The following is a 20,337-nucleotide window of genomic DNA, read 5'->3' on the forward strand; positions in this document are numbered from 1 at the left end:
CTATTTTAATGATACCACAGCAGTACACTAAAATCCATAGTGGAACGTTTTTTGTATAATCAGGAATTCTAAAAGAATTTCTGATTATACAAAAAAAGAACCGCTCACATGAACGATTCTTAAGAGGCGCAAACCAGATTTGAACTGGTGATCAGGGTGTTGCAGACCCGTGCCTTACCACTTGGCTATTGCGCCTTATATTTAGAACCCCTTTATTATATCAAGGGTTCTTGTTATCGTCAAGAAATAAAATTCTTAACGGAAGTGACTCCTACGGGAATCGAACCCGTGTTACCGCCGTGAAAGGGCGATGTCTTAACCGCTTGACCAAGGAGCCATATAAAGCTGTTTGTTTCTTAACAGCTTTAGTAGTCTATCAAATGTATTTTTATTTGTCAAGAGTTTTTTATATTTATTTTTATATTATTTTCATTGTTATAATCTTTATTCTTAGCTGAAGATTCCGCTTATATAATGCTGAATAATGTTGTTATCATAAATCAGACTTAGCAATCCATTCTCTGATATTCCTGTACAAATCTGCTGTCCCCAACTTGTTGCGCTGAATGCTGTTACAACAATGCAGGCAATCCATATAATTACTAATGATTCGCCTAAACCTATTAATGCCCCACCAATAGTGTTGAACGTTCTAAGAACAGGCAACTTAGCGATAATATCTAAGGCATGAACTACAATCTTCACAAGAATTGTTAATATAACAAATAAAATAATAAAGGTAACTGCATTCATAACCATATCAGTTAAAGACTCAGCTATATATTCTGAAAAAGTAGTTACTTTCAAACTTGCATAACTTTCCTCAGTGTTATTTTCATTAAGCGTTGCTTTTATTTCCTTTGGTAAAGGCAATTTTTCAATAATTTTCTTTTGAGCACCAACACCTGTTTGTGTTACACTTTGTGCTGATGATTCTATGTTATTACTAACATATTCCTCTATTGTGTTTTGTATGCCTGTATAAATTGGTGTTGCTTTCAACAACTGCTTAGTTGGAGGTGTCAAAATATTAACCAATAATAAAACTACTACTACTGATATAAGTGAAAATGCCATCTTAAGCATTCCTCTTTTTAAGCCGATTGCCGTCATTGCAACCATAAATATACCTACTATTATTAATAATGTATTTCCCATTAGTATTCTCCTTAAAGAAATTTCCTTTTCTTTTTGTTATTCCGTTAATCTGATTTTTTAAATTATTTTGTTCTTTGTCTTTTCCCTTATCTTTTTCGATTCGTTCTTATAATTTGTATAATCTATCTTAAACAACTTTATAAGATTTTTCTGTTTTCACACAATTAATTTTTTATTTTAATTTAACTTTCTGTATTTTTGACTTTGTCATAATAAGAAAAGTTCTTGAACCATCAATTGGAATAATTGCATTTACTGCTCCATTAAATGTCACCTTAAACTTCTGAACTCCATCAAAAGATATAATCTGACAGTTCATGTCATCGTACATTAAAACATTATCCCCTGAAAAAGAAACATTATCATATTCTAATTTGATTTCTTTTTCCATTTTTTTGTTTCCATTCAAGTCATAAACCTGTATTCTGTATGGGAACTTACTATTAGTATTTTTTAGAATCACGCCCACATACTGGTCACTATAAAATATTTTCTGAATCTCTTCATTTATTTTAACATCTTCCCTTAATGAAGGTTTATTTTTAAATCCATACAAAGACAGAATGTTCTCACCTGCTGCTACAACATCATCGTTTGTTACAAATTTTACCGTAGGTACAATAACCTCTTTGTACTGGTCAAACTCTCCCACTATTTTGTCAGTGGAATTTTTACCTGCATTAGAAAAATTGTAAAACACAACTCTGTTACTCATAGAACCGTTATTGACAGTTATATATGATACTGCCATTTTGTCCCCATCTTTTGATATTGAAAAATCAAGAGGATATCCGTTTTCATCTAAAAGGGTTTTGTGAATAACCAACTTATTTCCGTCTCTGTCATAAACTTCTATATAATTGGCATCTTTATCTTCTGACAAAACAGCTATAACGCCCTGCTCTGCAACTTCCACTTTCACAATTGGGAAATTAGTTGTTACCTTTCCCTGATTGCCATCCTGATTATATATGTAAACATCATTGCTGTTTTTGTCAGCAACAGCTATATAATCTCCACATATATCTACCATTGGAGACTTCATCTGAAAAGCTTCATTCCAAACAGTACCATCATCATCAATATAAGAAATTCCATCTCCACTATATTTGATTACGAAATCCTTATAAGATAAATATTTACTTTCTGTACTTCCATCAATCTTAATGGAATTAATTACCTTATAGTCATCGTAACTACTATATCGTTTATACAAGAATATACCAATAACTGCTACGATTGCCACCAAAACGCAAATTGCAATTTTTATTGTAAATCTATTTGTATGTTTCTTTATTACATCTATAAAATTAAAATCTAAATAAGACTTTTTAAACTGTCTTACTTTATCAGAATTTTTATTACTCTGTGCCACAATCTCACTTCCTATCTAAAATCTATAAACGATTATACAATAAGTTTTGGATTATGGCACTATGTTTTTTATGGTAATAAAATTTTCTGACCTTCAATAATTGTATAGTCATCATCAATATCATTATATTCTTTTATTTCATCTACCATTTTGCTCGTTCCATAAACTTTCATACTAATATCGTATAGGGTTTGTCCCTTCTTTACCGTATAAGACATACCTGCAACATTGTTTACTTTTTTCGTTTTTTTAGAAGAATCATTAGCTGCATTCGCTTCCTTCTTTACACTGCTATTTGCATTTTCGTTTTCCAATTCATTAAAGTTCTGCTCACTGTTATTTTTTGATGAACTATTTTGCGAACTGTTGTTTTGTATTTCGTTTTTTTGGGTTCCGGTTTGATAAGAATCACCCTGGTTTTTACTCTTCTGATTAATATTTTCCTGATTGTTGTTTTTATCTAAATTGCTATCGGTAGCACTTTTTGATTTGTCTTCACTATCTTTTAAAATTTCCTTTGTTTCCTCACTGTTACTATTTAATTGTTGATTAACCGCTCTTGCTTCCTCATTCATGCTGTAGCCGGATAATGTTTGTTTTATGTTTTTTAGTTCTCCATAATTATTTAGCATTACAACCGTTGATAGCAATAATGCTATAATTAATAGACCACTTATTCCATAAGCAACTCTCCCCTGCTTTCTGTTGCCACTTTCTTCTTTCAGTATTTCTCTAAAGCTTTTTGGTCTGTTAATATCTCTTTCTTTTATTTCTACATGTTCACTACCCTTGATTGTCTTATGTTGATTTGTGCCGCCCGCCTGCATATTATTTCTTTGATTTTTAAAAGTTGCTGCTAACTTTCCACCCTTTGTGCCAAGCTTGCTTTTATTTTGGTCTATTAGATTTTCGTTTTTGCGGGTTGAATTTTGGATTGAATTCTGATTTGCATTCTGACTTGAATTATGCGATGAATTCCCGGCCAAGTTTTTTTTCAAATCATTATTCACCAAATTGTCATTGGTTGCTTTTTGTTTTGAAGTTACCCCCTTACTATTTTCTTTTGCTACATTATTCTCATTACTTTCATTTTTCTCATTATTTAAACTTTTAATATATTTCTTCATTTTTTCATTTCTCTCATAATAGATATAGTATCCGGATTGCTTTTCTAAGTTCCCTTGCTTGCACATATAGAAATTTTCATCATTTTCAGTTCTGTCTGTAAGAAAACAAACTTTATCATTGCCTGCGAAGTTATCTAAATGCAGTTTGCGTATGCCTTTCAAATCATCCCGAACTCTATATGGTACTGAAACAAACCATCCAACAATATTCATTTTAGAGAAATATTTTTTTATGTCTTTATATATTGCTGCCCAGATGTCATCATTGAAAATCAAACTATTTTCTATCACTTCCCTTACTTCTACCATTCCCTTAACAAAAACATATGTATTTCCATTTTTTCTTTTTATTTCCCCAAGTAAAACTCCATAATTTACATCTTCCTGTTTTCCTGTTCTTTTCTTTAAATTTGTTATAACATTATCCTCAACGTAAATTTTTTGATTGGAATTATTTTCACCTATTTGGCGTATGTTTTTAGGAATAGTTACATTTCCCTGTTCCTCAGACTCTTTGCTACTATATACCATCTCTATCATGGGCCCCTCCTTTTCTATAATACCCAATGATAATAGCACATAGGCTCTGTTCTATTTTGTCAAAAACAGTTTGAACCCTTGTAAAAGTTTGCGACAAAAAAGACACTGGGAATACACCAGTGCCTTGTTAATTACAATTTAATCTTTATAACTCCACAACCTGACCTAAAACTTCACCTATCGGTTGATTTATTACAAGGTCTGCTCTTTGGTCTTTTTGTGTTTTACTCTTATTAATAAGAACAAGCTTATTTCCTCTATAGTAATCCACAAGACCTGCTGCCGGATATACTGCCAGTGATGTTCCACCAATAATTAGAACATCAGCCTTGGCAATTGCCTCCACTGAAAGTTGTATGGTTTTCTGATCTAATCCTTCCTCATATAACACAACATCTGGTTTGATAATTCCACCACACTGACATCTTGGTATGCCTTCCATTTCATAAACCTGATCAAAACCGTAGAATTTTCCACAATCCTGACAATGATTTCTGTGTACTGAGCCATGTAATTCGTATACGTTTTTGCTACCTGCCGCCTGATGCAAACCATCTATATTCTGAGTAATCACTGCTTTTAATTTTCCCATTTCCTCTAATTTGGCTAAAGTTTTATGAGCCATATTAGGTTTTGCATTAGGAAAAAGCATCTTATTTCTGTAGAATCTATAGAACTCCTCCGGATTTCTTCTATAGAAACTGTGGCTTAAAATAGTTTCCGGTGGATATGCATATTCCTGATTATATAATCCATCCACGCTTCTAAAATCAGGTACTCCGCTTTCTGTAGAAACACCTGCTCCACCAAAAAATACAATATTATCGCTTCCATCAATAATCTCTTTTAATTTCTTTATGTTTTCTTCCATTATAAGCACCTCTTTTTCTTGTTCTGTTACTCACTCTCAAACAACTGGTTTACATTAAGGATTTTATTTAATACCAAATATAAATATAAGTATAAATACAATTATATTTAACTACACTGGTATTATTATAACATCTTTACAATTCTTACTCTACAACAAAGTCTATGTTTGCAAGGGTAATTTTGTCCCCAATTTCTATCGGTAACAGCTTATGAGGTTCTAATTTTTCTCCATTTAAAAATGTACCGTTAGTCGAATTCAAATCTTCAATAAAGTAGTCTCCTAACTCTTCTGTAATTCGTGCATGCACTCTGCTAATTACTGCACTATCAATACAGAAATCACTACTTGAACTGCTTTTTCCAATTATATAAGGATAGTTTGACGGCTTAATATTTATTGGTATTTCTGTCCCCACTGCTACAAGTTTTATGTCTTTAGATAGTAGTGGATTAATCAACACCATAGTCCTGTCTTCCTGAAACTGTTGACTGTTCTTTGTGCAAAAACTTTTTACGGAATTATCAAAGTAATCTCCTGCACTTTTGTGTATTTCTTTCTTATAAGTTTCCTCCCCATAACCCTCAGCTTTATAAGTTCCAGCTTCTTCTGCAACAAAAGAAGCTTCCTCCTCTTCAAGATAATCAAAGAAATCTAAATCTTCTTCCGTTTTATATTTGTCTTTTCTTTTAAATATTCCTGCTATGGATTTTAATATATTTCTCTTTTCATTTTCTTTTTCAGATTCTTTCTCATTTTGTTTTCTATTTTCTTTTTTGTTTTCCTTTTTGTTTTTCTTTCTTATGCTATATTTTTCCTTTGAATTCTCGTTTTCATTTTCTATATCAAGTTTTACTATATCTTCTGTTCTTATTTTTTCGCTATTGCTTTTTTCTTTCTTATATTCCTGTATATTTTCAAATGCACATCTAAGTAACTCCTGCAATGTGAAATCTGCATTTGTTGTCATTTGCTGAATTCCATAAGCAATAAGCACAGCTTCTTTATCATTATGATCTATATATTCCAATAGTTTATCAAAAAGAGTTCTCAGATTTACCTGATAATCTTCTTTATTCTCAGAAACATAACAAAACTCATATTTTCCTTTTTGTCTGTTGAAAAATATTAAATCTGTGTCAAATATTATATTGTCTAATGTAAGTAAATATTCACTCATTCTCTCGGATAGCATTTTTATATCTTTTATAAATATGTAAAGTTCCTTACCTGACATTTGTTTTCTGGTAAACATATTAGACATTTGTGTTTTAGACGAAATATCATAATATAACATGGTTTCATTATTTATTGACTCCACACTTATTTGAACTAATCCCTCAATATGATTGTTTAATACCATCTGAAGTTTATAATCATTCTTCTCTATTTTTATGTCTTTTATAATCATCGTGTTTCTGTTTCCGTCTTTTATATAAGATATTTCCATACTATCACTTCCTTCCAAATCCATCTTCCATAGCTCTTATTGCGTATAAAAGCTCTCTATTCATCACTTTTTGAATTTTAATTTCATCTTTTGATTTCCGACTAATTATTTTATTTAAAAAATTAGCATTACTTTTACTTCCAAAATCAGCACTTACTTTTGTGCTAATCTTATCTTCGTCTTTAACTATTAAAGGGGATATTACAAAGCACCCTCCATTACCATTTTGTTCACCGTCAATATAAGTTAGCGCTGTGCTTCTCACAGTCACCAAGTCGTGACAATAAAGAGAAACATAAACTAACGATGTTACAATTAATATTGTTATTGGTACAATTATTGATGCCTCAATTGTAATTTGTCCTTTTAAAGTTTTCCTGACCATTTTCCTGTACAATGTTTTTATCATACACCTTCCTTTTCTATGCCTTGCATAAATAAAACAGAATATTCCCACAAAATATAAATGGTACAAACGGGATATTTGTTTTCAAACTCATCTTACCGATGGAAACACCTATTATCGAAAAAATCGCACTAATAATAAATGCAATCATCATTACGTTTAAGACAACCTTCAATTCAACCATTGCCGTTAATGTTAAAATTATCAAAATATCTCCTACACCTACTGCTTCCTTTGTTACTAACGCAATAATATATAATAATGTACACACAATAATGCCGATTATAATATTTTCTAATTTCAAATTATTGGTTACCACTTTCATTACTATGGCTAAAAAATAATTTAGCAAGCAGAACCATACATAAATTTCTTTTGTTTTATAATCTGCAATTGCACATACAAGTAAAAACACTACACTCCATATTTCATACATTTTATTCTCCTAATACATATATCTAATACTGTCTTCATAAAAAGCCCATAATATTTTGCTACAAATTACCATATATAACCTTGTATTATTTTCCTGAACATCTACTACAAGGTGGCATATTTTTAACCTTACTCTTTTCTACTGTGATAATATTTCTCAAAAGTCCGCTACACATTAAACTATTATGGTATTTATTTCCATCTTCAGTAATAAACACCTCTGATCCTAATGTGCCTTTTTTATTTACACATATAGAACATCTACTGTACACCTGCCCGTAACAGTTTCTTTTAATTTTTAATTCTATAACGCCAATCTTGCTTATTTTCAGAGACAAATGTGTACATTCTTTAGTAACATGATAGACTTTTCCGTTTTTTGTAATATAAACAAGTTCCTGTTCCTTTGTTAAATCATAACCTGTCCAATCCTTTAAATAGCACCGTTGAGTTAAAACTATAGGCTTATTAATGTACGGAATTCTAACGATATACGGAAAAACAATATCTATTACTCCTTCTTCTGAAGTTTTTTTCTCTATCTCGCCACTTTGTTTAAGACTTTGCACTCCACTTTCTAACAGTCCTAAATCCTCACTATACTTCTTACTTTTTTCTGTACATTGTTTATAGTAATTTAGTTTTGATAACGCAATTCCCATATTATTTATTTGTTTTTGGTTATGTAACTGTTTGTTAAGAACTGTTATGTAACTTATCACCGAAAGAATTGCCAACATAAAAATTGTTATAACAATAGCAGCTTCCAAAGTAATGCTTCCTTTGGAGGTAAATAAATATACCCTTTTTCCCTGGGACACATTTATTTTTTTTATTTTTTCTTTATATTTTTTTGGCTTCTGTACTTGGAGAGAATCACATCCTAATTTTATTTTTTTATGTTTTTCACTATGTACAACAGGTGGGAAAAAGGGCATATTTATTCACCTCCTCACATTCTTTCATCTGTACTAATATTCTAACTGACTTTCTATGCTAAAATTATATGAACCTATATTTCCATTTAATCCATTAATTACCCATGGCATTGCAACAAACAATGGTTCCGACTCATATTTAGCCTCAACATCCAATGATGTTACACATTTCTTCATGTCAAATTGTTGATTATAGTTCTTTCTAACATTTAACTGAATCAAATCCATGATTCTGTATGCTGTTGTCTCTATGCTGTTTTTCATTATTAATATCATGCAGAATTGTTTATAATCTATTGCTGCTTTGTTTTCAGATTCACTACTGCCACTTGCTAATAGATTTTTCAAACTGGTTTTCCAATTGTTAGCATTTTTCATTAGGTCTATTTTCTTACCCTTTAATAAAGTTTTTACGTCATTAATTGCCTCTGCTAAAGCCCAGCCTTCTAACAGTACACCTTTAATAACTGGTTCCAAAAAAGGCAGACCTATTGCTGTTGCAGCCGAAGCTGCTGTTGTTTCAATTAAAGCCATTTTTTCTTTGTCAGTTACTAAATACGCTAAAGTAACAACATTCCTCACAGCAACAATCTGTTCCACAGTAGATGCCAAATTACTTCTATCCCTATCTTTTCCAGCAACTATATATTCAAGCTCATAACTTATTTCCCTGTTCTTTATAAGATTTGTGAAATTTCCAAACTTCATCGCACCATAAAGTACAAGTGCAGCTTTTGTTTTAACGTTGTCTAAACTATTCTCACCTTTATTGTCAATAGTCGAGGGCAAGTCTTTTAACTCTACAGTAGTTGACGAAATTTTATCTGTTTCATCTATAACTAAAGATAAAATCCCCTTTTCTATCAAGCCTTTTGCATTCTCATAAATACCTTTGTTTTTCTTATCCTCTTCACTTATTTCGTTTATTTGCAATGAACTAATTTTGCTTTCTATATCCTTGGCAATCGTCTCCCACTGCTCCTTTGAATTCTCAGGTAATCTGTTAATTTCCTCTGTTAATTGCTTTTCTATAGACTTTAATATATTTAAATTATCATCCATAAAATCCTTCATACTATTCTGATTGTCTTTATTTTGACCATCTTTGTTTAATTCACTTAAACATTCCTTCTTGTCCTTTTGATATAGTTTAATATCTTCTTCTATGGACATTATTTTCTCTAAAAACATTTCTCTCTTTTTCTTTGTTTTTAGTTTCTTTTGAATATCTGCATCTTTCAGATTCTTTATTTCATCACAGATTTTTTCAACATTTTCCTGGATTTCTTTGCTTTTTGAATCATCTATAATCTCATCTACATCCCCGAGATTATACTCACCATTCCCAACACCGCCATTACTATTACTATCAGCGCTATCATTCTTGCCGTTATTATTGCCAGTGTCGTTTATTTTATTGCTGTTACTATTGCTGTTATTGCCACTAATACTACTATTGCTATGGTCATCACTTTTGTTTGCAGATATGTTTATAACTTTATCTATTGCTTCTGTAGCCACTGCATACTTCATGTAATTAGAAACTTCCCTGACAAATTCTTCTCCACCGTTACTCCACACATATTTCTTTTCTTTTGCTTTTATATTCTTAAGTCTTGTCATTAAAAGATTCGAACCCTTATGTTCCACATCACCCAATTCAATGTTCGCCTGAATATATTTTTTTAAGTTCTCATTTACTGATTCGTTTTCCCAAAACATTAGTACACCATAGTCTTCATATACCTGTCTTGCATAGCCTGCCAAAACAGAATCCGTTGCTAAATATGTAAAAGTCTTACACTCACTTTGCACCATATTCATTCTTGCCGATTCTATTATTATGCTAATAAGCAATAACACTGTAACAAATATTAAGCTAAGATATATTGTAATGCTTGCTTTTTTTGTTTTATTAATCCTCATATTCTAAAAGTTTTCAATCTGTTCACTAATTGATTCATATACGCCATTGGCAACACCACTAATCTGTCCTTTAAATACCAATGCTAAGCCTACCAAAACTAAAATAATCAATACAATTTCAATTACTCCCATTCCACTTTCGTCATTAACATTTTTCTTTATTTTATTTATAAAATTCATAACCACACTCTTCATTCGCTATTTCCTCCTACTATAATATTTATTGCCCCTCCTTTTAGTCGTGGGTATTTCATCGATACATTCCTAAAAATAAATTTTGTTCATTTTATTTTCTGCTTCATATTTTCTGCCTCATATTTGTTTCCTAAATCAGTTTGTTATCCAAGTTAATTTGTTATATAAATTGCCTTGCTGTTTGAATTACTTTTTTTCATAAAATCTTTCTGCTAAATGTTAATGGACAATAATGCGGGTACCATTATTATTGCAATGGTTATAATCAGCATTAACACCATTGGGCCTAATAATTTTGTTGAAACCTGTCCACCATTTTTTAGCAGATTGTTTTTTCTTTCATTCATTGCATCCTTTAATTCACTCTTTAGCACCAGCGTTAATTCTTTTGTTCCTCGCTTAAGATTCTGTTCTATTAAACCTGCCAGTTTTATATAACAATGAATGTTGCATCTGTTACCATATTCACTTATTGCCACAGTTTCAGGAACACCACTCTTCATCTTCACTGAGCACATCGAAAGTTCCTCAAATGCATACCTGAATGCTTTACTATTCTTTTTCTTTTCCACATTATACTCTGCGACCATTCTCTCTATTGCCGACTTAATTGATAGTCCTGCTCCGTAATAAAGCAAAATCTTACTTACTATTTCCGGATAGTCATTTAGCAACTGCCTGTTTCGTTTTTCTACTTCTTTTTTTAAATCTTTATCCTTCAGAAAGAACAATGTAATTCCTACTATAATTCCTATTATTGGTATATATTTTCCTACTGTGTCCTTTGTTTCTCTGTAAGTCACTTTTTTCCCATTTATTTGTTGCGGCAGTTTGACCTGATTACTATACTTGTCATTTTCATCCACATATTCCTGCACATAATTTCCTTTTGAACTTTTGTCACTCCTTGGGTATACATTCACTCCAAAACTATAATCTATGGTTTTCTTTTTAAATGTCATAGTCGCCGTAAGTGTTACAACTTCTCCCTGTTTTTTCACATTAGAAGAAATCTCTCCGTTGTAATTTATTATGTTTTTATCACTGATTTTCCAGTATACATTAACTTTTTCTTTTCCTATTTCAGAAACCAAATTCAGTTTACTGTTTACTTTGTTCTGACTTTTATTCTTACCTAAAACTTCTTTTAAAAGGACTTTCTTGTTTTTTTCCAACACCTTCTGTTTTTCACTCTCTGTATACTGCTTTTTTGCAACATTTAACTTAACCGTCTCTTCTCCAACATCATCTATAATTCTCACATTATAATTATTTGAACTTTTTACACTTCGCTCTACTTTACTAATTTGCCTGTCTGTTTTAGATTCAGAATATAAAACTGCAATTGAAACTCCAAGCGTTAGCCAGATAACTCCAACTACAATACAAACTTTTTCTATATAATAAAAATATTGCTCTTTTATTATATGCTCCTTAACAGTAATTTTCTTTAAGTCATTATTAACCCCTGTATTTTGAAAAATCTTTTTGGGTAGCCTATCCACAATGAACATGCCAACTCCATATAAGCTCCATAATTTATGTTTTTTCTTACTTAACTTCCTCTTATATCTGTGTTTATAAGGAATTGTAAATACAATAAACGCACTCAAAACAAGAAACACCACAATAATAAATTTTGTCATTTCACCTATTCCTCCATAATGCTGTCCACAATTCTTTCGCCCCATATATATGCTAATAAATATAGAATTAAACATACTGTCATAACTATTTTGCCTACTATACTTTCATACATTATCTTTAAAAATTCAGGAGAACTTACAGAAATGTATATAATTATAAATCCGGGAATCAGTGTCATTACCTTTTGCTCTAATCTTTTTTCTGTTATGGATGTATTAATTTCCTCTCTGACATTTTCCTTCATTACAATATCATCTGTTACATTTTTGATTATTTCAGGCATATTGCCGCCGGTTCTTTTCGCCACACTAAAAATTTGCGAAAACAAAATAGCATTTTTTAGTTCCATTCTCTCTGCCATGTCTTTTAACACTTTTTCTGTTGATATATTTAGTTTTAGCTGTGATATTGCTATCTCCAACTCTTTGCACACAAAACATTCTTTTCCGTATATGTTCTTTAAATCTTTATAACTTGATTTAATGGCATTCTCTACTGAGTAGCCTGTTTTTAATCCATCAGAAATTGCTATTAGCATGTCTTTAAACTGCAGCTCTCCGTAAGCAATTTTCTTGTTTATAAGGCTTTTCTTTCTTTGCTTGTAAATTGCTACTGTAAATGGGATTAAGAGTATTCCAAATGCATAATTTCCATAAAATAATTTTCCAATAACAAAAACTATTAACTGTATTGCTGCAATATTTATTATGATTTCATTTTTAGATAATTTCATTTTTGTCCCTTCTTTATACACTTAGCCCATAGCTTTGTAACTTAAATATGTTTTTCAATGTTCCTACTTTTTTCAATTTGCCATTTTCCATACAATATAGCTTATTTAAAATAATCTGATTGTCCTTAAATTCCTGAATCTCATTAATCTCTATAACTTTCCTTGTCTTATCTGGCATTCGTGCCAAATGAACCATAATATCAATACCTGCTGCTAACTGTGACCTTATGGCATTTAGTGGTATATCTGCCCCCATTAAAACCATAGTTTCTAATCTGGCGAGCATGTCTTTTGGAGAATTCCCATGTCCTGTGCTCATCGAGCCGTCGTGACCCGTATTTAAACTTTGGACCATGTCAAGAGCTTCTGCGCCTCTAACCTCCCCAACAATAATTCTGTCAGGTCGCATTCGAAGAGACGTTTTTATTAAATCTCTTATAGTGATTTCATTTTCTCCCTGACTGTTAGCCTGTCTTGCCTCCAGACGAACAATATTATCCACACTCTTTAACTGCAATTCTGCAGAATCTTCTATGGTTACAACTCTTTGGTCATTAGGGATAAAATTAGACAGCACATTTAAAAATGTTGTCTTCCCTGAGCCTGTCCCACCACTTACAAAAATGTTGTATCCTGCAACAACCAATTTTTCCAACAAGTCGCTTACTTCTCTAGTAAGAGTCCCCCATTTAATTAACTGATTAATGGTAATTTTTTCTTTAGCAAATTTTCTAATAGTTATAACAGCGCCATCTAAAGCAACTGGTGGCAAAACCACGTTCACTCTGGAGCCGTCCTCCAATCTTGTGTCAACAATTGGATTAGACTCATTTACTCTTCTATTTGTTTTTGCAACAATCTGTTGAATTATGTCCTGAAGTCTTTCCTCTGACTCTATGGAATCATCATAAGGTATGATTCTACCCGCTTTTTCAATAAAAATATGATTCCTACCGTTTATCATAATTTCCGTCACTTCATCCATCTCCAGCAAATCTTCAAGTATCCCCAGCCCCTTTATGGAATTAAAAACTTCTTTATGAATTTTTATTCTTTCTTTAATAGTCAAATATTTTTCTTTTAATTCCTCTTCCATAATACGGTCAATTATTTCGTGAAGTTCCTGCTCCTGAGGTTCCCTGGTCATATCAATAGTTGAGATAACTTTCTCTCTTATGGTTTCTTTACTAATTTTTTCACCTATTGCCCCCACCTCCTACTACCTGTCTTGAGTAATCTCCCAAATTACTCCACAACTGTCTTTCTAAGAAATTGTCATCCTCTATGTCAACTAAATCTATAGGTGGCGTAACCTGCTCAATTTTATCTATTAACTCTGAAGCTTCGCTACGTAACAAAAACTCTTCAAACTCCCCAACTTTCATCTTGTACATATAACTGTTTTCTATAGGAACATAGATTTTGTCGCAAAATTCAATTAACGAAGTTATATCTTCCACTACATTTCCAATATCAATTACAATATTTTCATACATACCTGTAGCCATTATGGTTTCCAGCAATTCTATCCACTTTGTTGTTTCCATAGTTCTCAAGTCCCTTGAATATTTAAGTGGTGGCACATAATCTAATGTATTAACTGTATTTACGATAGCTTTCAGCTTAATGGCAACTGTATCTTTATTTTGTTTAAAATAATACATTAAGTCAGACAAATCACCCTGATAATTTTGATGGTAGATTTTATCGAATGCCGTAAACTCATCCATGTTTATGTATAGGGTACTTCCGCTTTCAGCCAACACCTGCCCCACAGTAAAAGCAAAAACAGTTTGTTCAGGCTTCTTTATAGGGGAATAAACTCCAACAATCTTTGTTCCATTTCTTTTCGCTATTGAACCTGTTTTGCTTATATTCAGCTCTGCAAAATAATCCAAAATTTTTCTAATGATATTTTCAGATGATTGGAATTTATAAATATAAGAATAATCCTTGAACTGCTGACAATCATCTTCCACTAAAAATATTATTTTACTTACATCTTCAAGTTCCAAATATTCATCATATAAATTGTAATCCACCAATAGAATATCAATATGGTTGTCCTGTAAATATTCTTCCAGTGCCTCTTTATTTGTAAAAGCCGTTGCCTTAAATGGCATGTTTTGTTTTTGATTAATGTATTTCATTAAACTATTTGCATATACTTCATCTAAATCATAAATTGCCAAAGTTGCCGTCATCTTTCTTCTCCCCTTTCTTCTTAATTCTAATTTTTACCATCTGGTACTTCATAATTTTCTTCAACACTAGCCTGCATTTTTTGTCTCAGGTAATGCTGTTTTCACATTATAAACACCTTTCTCCCACTTTGTCTATACCCTTTTTGTGATTTTATATATATTTTAAAGAATGTGTGTTTTTTTCATTTTTTGTGCACTTGACACATAAATATATAGTGGTATACTTCTATGTAGTATTCATAACTAGATGTTATGGTTACAATACATATTTTTTTCGTGTCATTATACTAATAATGACGTTTTATTTTTTCAAAGCAGAACAATTATATGGAGGAAAATATATGAGTAAAAGAACTAAATTATCAGACAGAACATTGCCTACCTACTCAAAGGGCGAAGAGATTTTCAATATGGTTTCTCACATTGTAGGCGGAGCTCTCGGTATTGCAGCACTTGTACTTTGTGTTATTACAGCTGCCAAAGCAGGTAGTGTCATCGGAGTTGTTTCCAGTTGTATTTATGGAGTAACCCTCATTACTTTATATACAATGTCCAGTGTTTATCATGGTTTACGACCGGGTATGGCCAAAAAAGTAATGCAGGTTTTAGACCATTGCACCATTTATTTTCTAATTGCCGGCAGCTATACACCGATTTTATTAGTTGCTATGCGACCTAAATATCCTGCACTTGCGTGGGTTTTATTTGGAATTGTTTGGGGCTGCGCAATTATTGCTTGTGCACTTACAGCCATTGATTTAAAGAAATATAGTGTTTTCTCCATGATTTGCTACCTTGCAATGGGCTGGACAATTATATTTTTCATAAAGCAGACTTACGAAGTCATGTCGCTGGGGGGAGTAATTTTACTTGTTGCCGGAGGTGTTGCCTACACTGTAGGCTCTATCCTTTACGGACTTGGCAAAACTAAAAAATGGATGCATTCTATTTTCCATGTATTCATTGTTGCAGGCAGCATTTTGCATTTCTTTGCAATTATTCTTTATGCTCTATAATCTTATAATTTTCGATAAACTTATAAGTCTTCAAACTTTTCTATAAAAGTTTAACGATCTAAAAAGATAAAATCTGGAAGAGTGTTATTTCTTCCAGATTTTTTGTGTAATAAAATTTTTATTTGTACAAAAATGAAAATAATTACACATTTTCGAAAATAAAATAGGGTAATTTCTTTACATTTTGCTCTTTTCCAACAATATCTTTCTAATAATATATTCTTCTATTTTACGATTTTTCAATAATATCTTCTTCTGTTTTGCCTTCTTCTGTACATTTCATTTAACAGCAAAACCATAATTATATCTTTAAGCCACTGATCATCCGGATATTTAATACAGTTTTCTCCGTCGCCACACTGTTCTTCCTCTTCCTTAACCTGCCTGAATATGTTGTTTACCATTTGCAAAACACCTAATTTATCGGGATATTCATCAAACATTAGACTTCCTGCAAACTCCTGTTTGTCGCACTCTCTTTCAACCCAATCCTGAATTGTCATAAAAGCTACCGGGTACATTTCCTTAACATAATCAATATCTCTGTCTGACATTTGATTCCATTGTCCATAATAAAATCCATTTATTGCATTTCCCTGAACGTAAAAAGGTATATATTTATAGTCCATAATCAATCCTAATAGTTTATCATTTTATACTATTCAGATTTCAATTATTTGTTACTACAAATATATACCTTTTACTTTTATTTTTACAATTATAAATCAACTAAATTATAATTTATACCGCACCCTAGTTACAGGTTTACCGCATAAAATATAAAACTTCTACAACTTTATTTTTATTTCCTTTCCTGACTTTTCATATGGTGTGTATTTAACTCCCGCTGCTTCCATCATTCTTTTAGAAGCTTTCACAGATGAAGTGTCGCCATATTTGTCGTCTCCGTAAATAACTTCCTTTATGCCACATTGAATAATCGCCTTGGCACATTCATTGCAAGGGAATAAAGTTACATATATTTTTGCCCCTTCTAAACTACCGCCGCGATAATTTAATATTGCATTTAGTTCGCTATGAGTTGTATAAAAATATTTGTTGTCATAAGGATCGTCGCTTTCCCTATTCCAAGGAAATTCATCGTCACTACAGCCAATTGGAAGTCCGTTATATCCCATTGACAAAATCTTGTTATCTTCACTTACAATACAGGCTCCCACCTGAGTATTTGGATCCTTTGAGCGCAACGCAGCTAACGATGCCACGCCCATAAAATATTCGTTCCATGAAATATAGTCTTTTCTTTTGTTACTCATTGTCTCGTCCTCCAATCATGTTTTGCCCTCATATTTAAAATCCTTCTTATATTAAAAATGAAGAAATCCTTCTCCTTAAGAAAAGTCTTTCTTCATTTCTAGTTACTATTTTGTTCCGAAAATTCTGTCTCCTGCATCGCCAAGACCTGGAACAATATATTTGTGTTCGTTTAATTTTTCGTCTTTTGCACCAATGTAAACATCTACGTCCGGATGAGCCTTTTCAAAAGCTTCAATTCCTTCAGGTGCTGCAATAATACACATAAGTCTAATGTTCTTAACGCCCTTATCCTTTAACATCTGGATTGCTGCAATAGCTGAACCACCTGTTGCAAGCATTGGATCTACCACAAAAACTTCTCTCTTATCGCAATCTTCAGGAAGCTTGCAATAATACTCGTGAGGTTCTGCTGTTACTGGATCTCTGTAAAGACCAATATGTCCAACCTTTGCTGATGGAATAAGTGCAAGCATACCATCAACCATACCTAAACCAGCTCTAAGAATTGGAACGATTGCAAGTTTCTTTCCACCTAACTGCTTAATTGTTGTTTTACAAATAGGTGTTTCAATTTCTACATCTTCAAGCTCTAAATCTCTTGTTGCTTCATAAGTAATAAGCATTGCAATTTCGCTTATTAACTGTCTAAAATCCTTTGTTCCTGTAGTTGCCTGTCTGATAATTCCAATCTTGTGCTGAATCAATGGATGATCCATTATCATTATCTTTGCCATGTTTCTTCCTCCGTACATATTATATCTTATTATGTTTTAACTTATTCGCTAACTTTATAATCACTTCATCAACCGTATCATAAAGTTTCGCATAATCAGCAAGTTCCCCACCATCCGGGTTAGTTATACTTCCTTGCTCATTAATATACTCTTTAAGTGTATAGACATTCACTGCTTCAGCAAAGTCATCATAAATGCCCTGCTTCTTTGTTTCGTCTAATACAAGTACCAATACATCTTTTCCAAAATCTTCACCTGTTAATTGAACTGAACTTCTGTCAATTTCAATCCCCTTTGACGCTGCAATGGCAACGGTCTTTGGGTTCATAGGTTCCGGAAATAACACTGCTAGTCCCTTAGACTCAATAGTAGCTCTCTCCTGTGGTAAATAATGCTTAAGTAGAGCTGCCGCCAATGGTCCTAACGAAGTGTCTGTATCAGTTACAAATATTACTTTTGAATATTCTAACATTTTTCCTCCGAACTGCTACACATCCATTATGTTATAACCAGCTGCCTTTGTAAGCCTGTTCATAATAGCCCATCCAATGTTGTCCTCTGAAAAAGCTTCCCCAAAAATGAATTCAGTTTCCTCTTTGTCAAAATCGCGAAGCGCTTTAAACAACATGTTTGCTATTGTTTCCGGCTTGTCCAAATCGCCCAGAGATACTACCTTAATGTTCTCATTTATTTTTCCCTGGTACAATCCTAAATGCTGGTTAGCTGTTATTATTCCTGTCTTCTTTCCTTCTTCAGTTTTTGCATTAGCTGAATCAATTATGTGCTGAGCAACTTTATTCGCATCACCTTTAAAAATACGAAAATCTGCTGCCGGTGCATAATGTCTGTATTTCATACCCGGAGCTTTTGGTTTCAAACCTTCTACCGGTTTCTTCAAAATGGCCTGATCTATCTCAAGGTTGCTAACAACCTTCTTTGCCATTTCGTATGTTATAAATCCTGGTCGTAAAACAAGAGGTGGATCTACTGTTACATCTATAATTGTAGACTCCAATCCCATTCCTACCATGCCACCATCAATAATCATGTCAATGCGACCGTCCAAATCATCGATTACATGCTCACCAAGTGTTGGACTTGGCTTACCTGATAAGTTGGCACTTGGTGCCGCAATGCTTGTTCCGGCTTCTTTAATTAATCTGCTTGCAATAGGATGATTTGGAAATCTGATAGCCACAGTATCCAAGCCTCCTGTTGTTCCTTTTGGAACAATATCGCTTTTCTCAAAAATTAAAGTAAGTGGTCCCGGCCAAAAAGCATCCATTAATTTCTCTGCCACCGGTGGTATTTTCTTTACCAATGGTTTCAGCATTTCTATGTCACAAATATGTGCAATTAATGGGTTGTCTGATGGGCGTCCTTTCGCAGCATAAACCTTCATAGCTGCCTGGGCGTCAAGTGCATTTGCACCCAATCCATAAACCGTTTCTGTTGGAAATGCAACAAGGCCTCCATCTCGAATAATCTGCCCTGCTTCCTTTAATGCTTCCCCATCTATATTGTCTTTATCAATGTTAATTATCTTCGTGTTCATTTCTCGCCTCACCTGACCTATATCCGTTTTATTTTATCATAATTACATCTAAAATACAACGTTAGACCCCTTTATCTTTTCACCAGGAATCGCCATTTATCGCTGCATATTAAAGTATGTAGAAATGCCTTCACTCAAGATTTCTGCCAGCTCTTTTTGATATGTTTCATTTGTCAATTTTGTTGCCTCATCGCTATTGCTTAAAAAACCACACTCTACAATTATTCCCGGACATTTTGAATTTATTAAAATATAGTAACTGTCATTTGGCTTTGCCTTTTTTTCTTTATCATTTACCTTTTCATTTAGGATTTTCTGCAAAGTTTCACCTAGCAACTTGCTTTGCTCTGACCTTTGAAAATAAAAACTTTGTGCTCCATGAACTGACGTCTGCGTAAAGCTGTTTTGGTGAATACTAACCATAATACATTTATTATTTTCTTCATAGGCGTTGTTTACTATTTCACAGCGTTTATTTAAATCCCTTATTTTAGAAAACTTAACTCCATCCCCCAAAACAACATCTTCGCTTCTGGTTAGTACAACCTTATACCCCTGTTCATTTAGTACCTGAAAAAGCTTCTTACTAATAGCCAAATTCACATCTTTTTCTTTCTCTTTATTTACACCAATTTTTCCCGGATCATCTCCACCATGTGCTGGTTGTAGTTTACGCAAATTGTGATATGTATTCCCCAGTATATATGGGGAGTTAGAAATGTATTGAGATTAGATAGCTTTTTTCTCCA

The 20,337-nt window shown here is 32.6% G+C and carries 21 protein-coding genes and 2 tRNA genes; 1 reads left to right on the top strand and 22 read right to left on the bottom strand.

The window, feature by feature from the left end:
• Positions 1-124: 124 nt before the first annotated feature.
• The 16 genes from ACZM4J_RS05965 to ACZM4J_RS06040 all read right to left on the bottom strand — a co-directional run bounded on the left by ACZM4J_RS05965 (position 125) and on the right by ACZM4J_RS06040 (position 15,005).
• Positions 125-195: transfer RNA gene (locus tag ACZM4J_RS05965), tRNA-Cys, on the bottom strand.
• 70 nt (positions 196-265) lie between these two features.
• A tRNA-Glu gene (locus ACZM4J_RS05970) sits at positions 266-337 on the bottom strand.
• Between the two features lie 113 nt (positions 338-450).
• The gene (locus ACZM4J_RS05975; RefSeq protein WP_022165691.1) at positions 451-1,158 is read right to left on the bottom strand and encodes a CvpA family protein; all 708 of its coding nucleotides are present in this window, start codon (positions 1,156-1,158) and stop codon (positions 451-453) included.
• Positions 1,159-1,330: 172 nt separating this feature from the next.
• Positions 1,331-2,533, bottom strand: coding sequence for a DUF5711 family protein (locus tag ACZM4J_RS05980; protein ID WP_302689683.1), 1,203 nt, complete (start codon positions 2,531-2,533; stop codon positions 1,331-1,333).
• Between the two features lie 68 nt (positions 2,534-2,601).
• Positions 2,602-4,200 (bottom strand): LysM peptidoglycan-binding domain-containing protein, encoded by a 1,599-nt coding sequence (locus ACZM4J_RS05985; protein WP_428245050.1) that lies wholly within the window; start codon positions 4,198-4,200, stop codon positions 2,602-2,604.
• A gap of 145 nt (positions 4,201-4,345) precedes the next feature.
• Positions 4,346-5,071 (bottom strand): NAD-dependent protein deacylase, encoded by a 726-nt coding sequence (locus ACZM4J_RS05990; protein ID WP_412623102.1) that lies wholly within the window; start codon positions 5,069-5,071, stop codon positions 4,346-4,348.
• 145 nt (positions 5,072-5,216) lie between these two features.
• On the bottom strand, positions 5,217-6,521 hold the full coding sequence (locus tag ACZM4J_RS05995; protein WP_412623103.1) for a DUF6382 domain-containing protein: 1,305 nt from the start codon (positions 6,519-6,521) through the stop codon (positions 5,217-5,219).
• 4 nt (positions 6,522-6,525) lie between these two features.
• The gene (locus tag ACZM4J_RS06000; RefSeq protein WP_489485785.1) at positions 6,526-6,930 is read right to left on the bottom strand and encodes a hypothetical protein; all 405 of its coding nucleotides are present in this window, start codon (positions 6,928-6,930) and stop codon (positions 6,526-6,528) included.
• Between the two features lie 13 nt (positions 6,931-6,943).
• Positions 6,944-7,363 (bottom strand): prepilin peptidase, encoded by a 420-nt coding sequence (locus ACZM4J_RS06005; RefSeq protein ID WP_290987083.1) that lies wholly within the window; start codon positions 7,361-7,363, stop codon positions 6,944-6,946.
• A gap of 85 nt (positions 7,364-7,448) precedes the next feature.
• Positions 7,449-8,132 (bottom strand): hypothetical protein, encoded by a 684-nt coding sequence (locus tag ACZM4J_RS06010; protein ID WP_489485786.1) that lies wholly within the window; start codon positions 8,130-8,132, stop codon positions 7,449-7,451.
• Positions 8,133-8,333: 201 nt separating this feature from the next.
• On the bottom strand, positions 8,334-10,118 hold the full coding sequence (locus ACZM4J_RS06015; RefSeq protein WP_489485787.1) for a DUF5702 domain-containing protein: 1,785 nt from the start codon (positions 10,116-10,118) through the stop codon (positions 8,334-8,336).
• 111 nt (positions 10,119-10,229) lie between these two features.
• On the bottom strand, positions 10,230-10,421 hold the full coding sequence (locus ACZM4J_RS06020; protein ID WP_489485788.1) for a Flp1 family type IVb pilin: 192 nt from the start codon (positions 10,419-10,421) through the stop codon (positions 10,230-10,232).
• 212 nt (positions 10,422-10,633) lie between these two features.
• Positions 10,634-12,067 carry an immunoglobulin-like domain-containing protein gene (locus ACZM4J_RS06025; protein WP_489485790.1) on the bottom strand — a complete coding sequence of 478 codons (1,434 nt, stop codon included), beginning with the start codon at positions 12,065-12,067 and terminating at the stop codon, positions 10,634-10,636.
• 5 nt (positions 12,068-12,072) lie between these two features.
• Positions 12,073-12,801, bottom strand: a complete 729-nt coding sequence (locus ACZM4J_RS06030) for a type II secretion system F family protein (protein ID WP_412623106.1) — start codon at positions 12,799-12,801, stop codon at positions 12,073-12,075.
• A gap of 13 nt (positions 12,802-12,814) precedes the next feature.
• The gene (locus tag ACZM4J_RS06035) at positions 12,815-14,014 is read right to left on the bottom strand and encodes a TadA family conjugal transfer-associated ATPase (RefSeq protein ID WP_302999984.1); all 1,200 of its coding nucleotides are present in this window, start codon (positions 14,012-14,014) and stop codon (positions 12,815-12,817) included.
• The gene (locus ACZM4J_RS06040) at positions 13,998-15,005 is read right to left on the bottom strand and encodes a P-loop NTPase family protein (RefSeq protein WP_412335354.1); all 1,008 of its coding nucleotides are present in this window, start codon (positions 15,003-15,005) and stop codon (positions 13,998-14,000) included. The genes ACZM4J_RS06035 and ACZM4J_RS06040 overlap by 17 nt, the downstream gene beginning before the upstream one ends.
• Positions 15,006-15,346: 341 nt before the next feature.
• Between ACZM4J_RS06040 and trhA the strand changes: the two genes are divergently transcribed.
• Positions 15,347-16,021 (top strand): PAQR family membrane homeostasis protein TrhA, encoded by a 675-nt coding sequence (trhA, locus tag ACZM4J_RS06045; RefSeq protein WP_022165955.1) that lies wholly within the window; start codon positions 15,347-15,349, stop codon positions 16,019-16,021.
• A gap of 239 nt (positions 16,022-16,260) precedes the next feature.
• Here the strand turns inward: trhA and ACZM4J_RS06050 are convergent, their stop codons facing one another.
• From ACZM4J_RS06050 to ACZM4J_RS06075, 6 genes are all read right to left on the bottom strand, one after another.
• Positions 16,261-16,650 (bottom strand): hypothetical protein, encoded by a 390-nt coding sequence (locus tag ACZM4J_RS06050; RefSeq protein ID WP_022165956.1) that lies wholly within the window; start codon positions 16,648-16,650, stop codon positions 16,261-16,263.
• 159 nt (positions 16,651-16,809) lie between these two features.
• Positions 16,810-17,298: a deoxycytidylate deaminase gene (locus ACZM4J_RS06055; protein ID WP_022165957.1), complete on the bottom strand. Its 489-nt coding sequence runs from the start codon at positions 17,296-17,298 to the stop codon at positions 16,810-16,812.
• Positions 17,299-17,403: 105 nt separating this feature from the next.
• Complete coding sequence (gene upp / locus ACZM4J_RS06060; protein WP_489485791.1) at positions 17,404-18,033, bottom strand: uracil phosphoribosyltransferase; 630 nt, start codon at positions 18,031-18,033, stop codon at positions 17,404-17,406.
• Between the two features lie 19 nt (positions 18,034-18,052).
• Complete coding sequence (locus ACZM4J_RS06065) at positions 18,053-18,505, bottom strand: arsenate reductase/protein-tyrosine-phosphatase family protein (RefSeq protein ID WP_022165959.1); 453 nt, start codon at positions 18,503-18,505, stop codon at positions 18,053-18,055.
• Positions 18,506-18,520: 15 nt separating this feature from the next.
• Entirely contained in the window at positions 18,521-19,588 is a 1,068-nt protein-coding gene (locus ACZM4J_RS06070; RefSeq protein ID WP_489485793.1) for an L-threonylcarbamoyladenylate synthase, read from the bottom strand.
• 96 nt (positions 19,589-19,684) lie between these two features.
• On the bottom strand, positions 19,685-20,266 hold the full coding sequence (locus tag ACZM4J_RS06075) for an N-acetylmuramoyl-L-alanine amidase (protein WP_489485795.1): 582 nt from the start codon (positions 20,264-20,266) through the stop codon (positions 19,685-19,687).
• Between the last annotated feature and the right edge of the window lie 71 nt (positions 20,267-20,337).

The organism is Eubacterium sp., from assembly GCF_057858645.1.

Coding starts and splice junctions, on each gene's coding strand:
- ACZM4J_RS05975 (WP_022165691.1), bottom strand. CDS start 1,158: ATGGGAAATACATTATTAATAATAGTAGGTATATTTATGGTTGCAATG.
- ACZM4J_RS05985 (WP_428245050.1), bottom strand. CDS start 4,200: ATGATAGAGATGGTATATAGTAGCAAAGAGTCTGAGGAACAGGGAAAT.
- ACZM4J_RS05990 (WP_412623102.1), bottom strand. CDS start 5,071: ATGGAAGAAAACATAAAGAAATTAAAAGAGATTATTGATGGAAGCGAT.
- ACZM4J_RS05995 (WP_412623103.1), bottom strand. CDS start 6,521: ATGGAAATATCTTATATAAAAGACGGAAACAGAAACACGATGATTATA.
- ACZM4J_RS06000 (WP_489485785.1), bottom strand. CDS start 6,930: ATGATAAAAACATTGTACAGGAAAATGGTCAGGAAAACTTTAAAAGGA.
- ACZM4J_RS06005 (WP_290987083.1), bottom strand. CDS start 7,363: ATGTATGAAATATGGAGTGTAGTGTTTTTACTTGTATGTGCAATTGCA.
- ACZM4J_RS06015 (WP_489485787.1), bottom strand. CDS start 10,118: ATGGTGCAAAGTGAGTGTAAGACTTTTACATATTTAGCAACGGATTCT.
- ACZM4J_RS06020 (WP_489485788.1), bottom strand. CDS start 10,421: ATGAAGAGTGTGGTTATGAATTTTATAAATAAAATAAAGAAAAATGTT.
- ACZM4J_RS06025 (WP_489485790.1), bottom strand. CDS start 12,067: ATGACAAAATTTATTATTGTGGTGTTTCTTGTTTTGAGTGCGTTTATT.
- ACZM4J_RS06030 (WP_412623106.1), bottom strand. CDS start 12,801: ATGAAATTATCTAAAAATGAAATCATAATAAATATTGCAGCAATACAG.
- ACZM4J_RS06040 (WP_412335354.1), bottom strand. CDS start 15,005: ATGACGGCAACTTTGGCAATTTATGATTTAGATGAAGTATATGCAAAT.
- trhA (WP_022165955.1), top strand. CDS start 15,347: ATGAGTAAAAGAACTAAATTATCAGACAGAACATTGCCTACCTACTCA.
- ACZM4J_RS06050 (WP_022165956.1), bottom strand. CDS start 16,650: ATGGACTATAAATATATACCTTTTTACGTTCAGGGAAATGCAATAAAT.
- ACZM4J_RS06055 (WP_022165957.1), bottom strand. CDS start 17,298: ATGAGTAACAAAAGAAAAGACTATATTTCATGGAACGAATATTTTATG.
- upp (WP_489485791.1), bottom strand. CDS start 18,033: ATGGCAAAGATAATGATAATGGATCATCCATTGATTCAGCACAAGATT.
- ACZM4J_RS06065 (WP_022165959.1), bottom strand. CDS start 18,505: ATGTTAGAATATTCAAAAGTAATATTTGTAACTGATACAGACACTTCG.
- ACZM4J_RS06070 (WP_489485793.1), bottom strand. CDS start 19,588: ATGAACACGAAGATAATTAACATTGATAAAGACAATATAGATGGGGAA.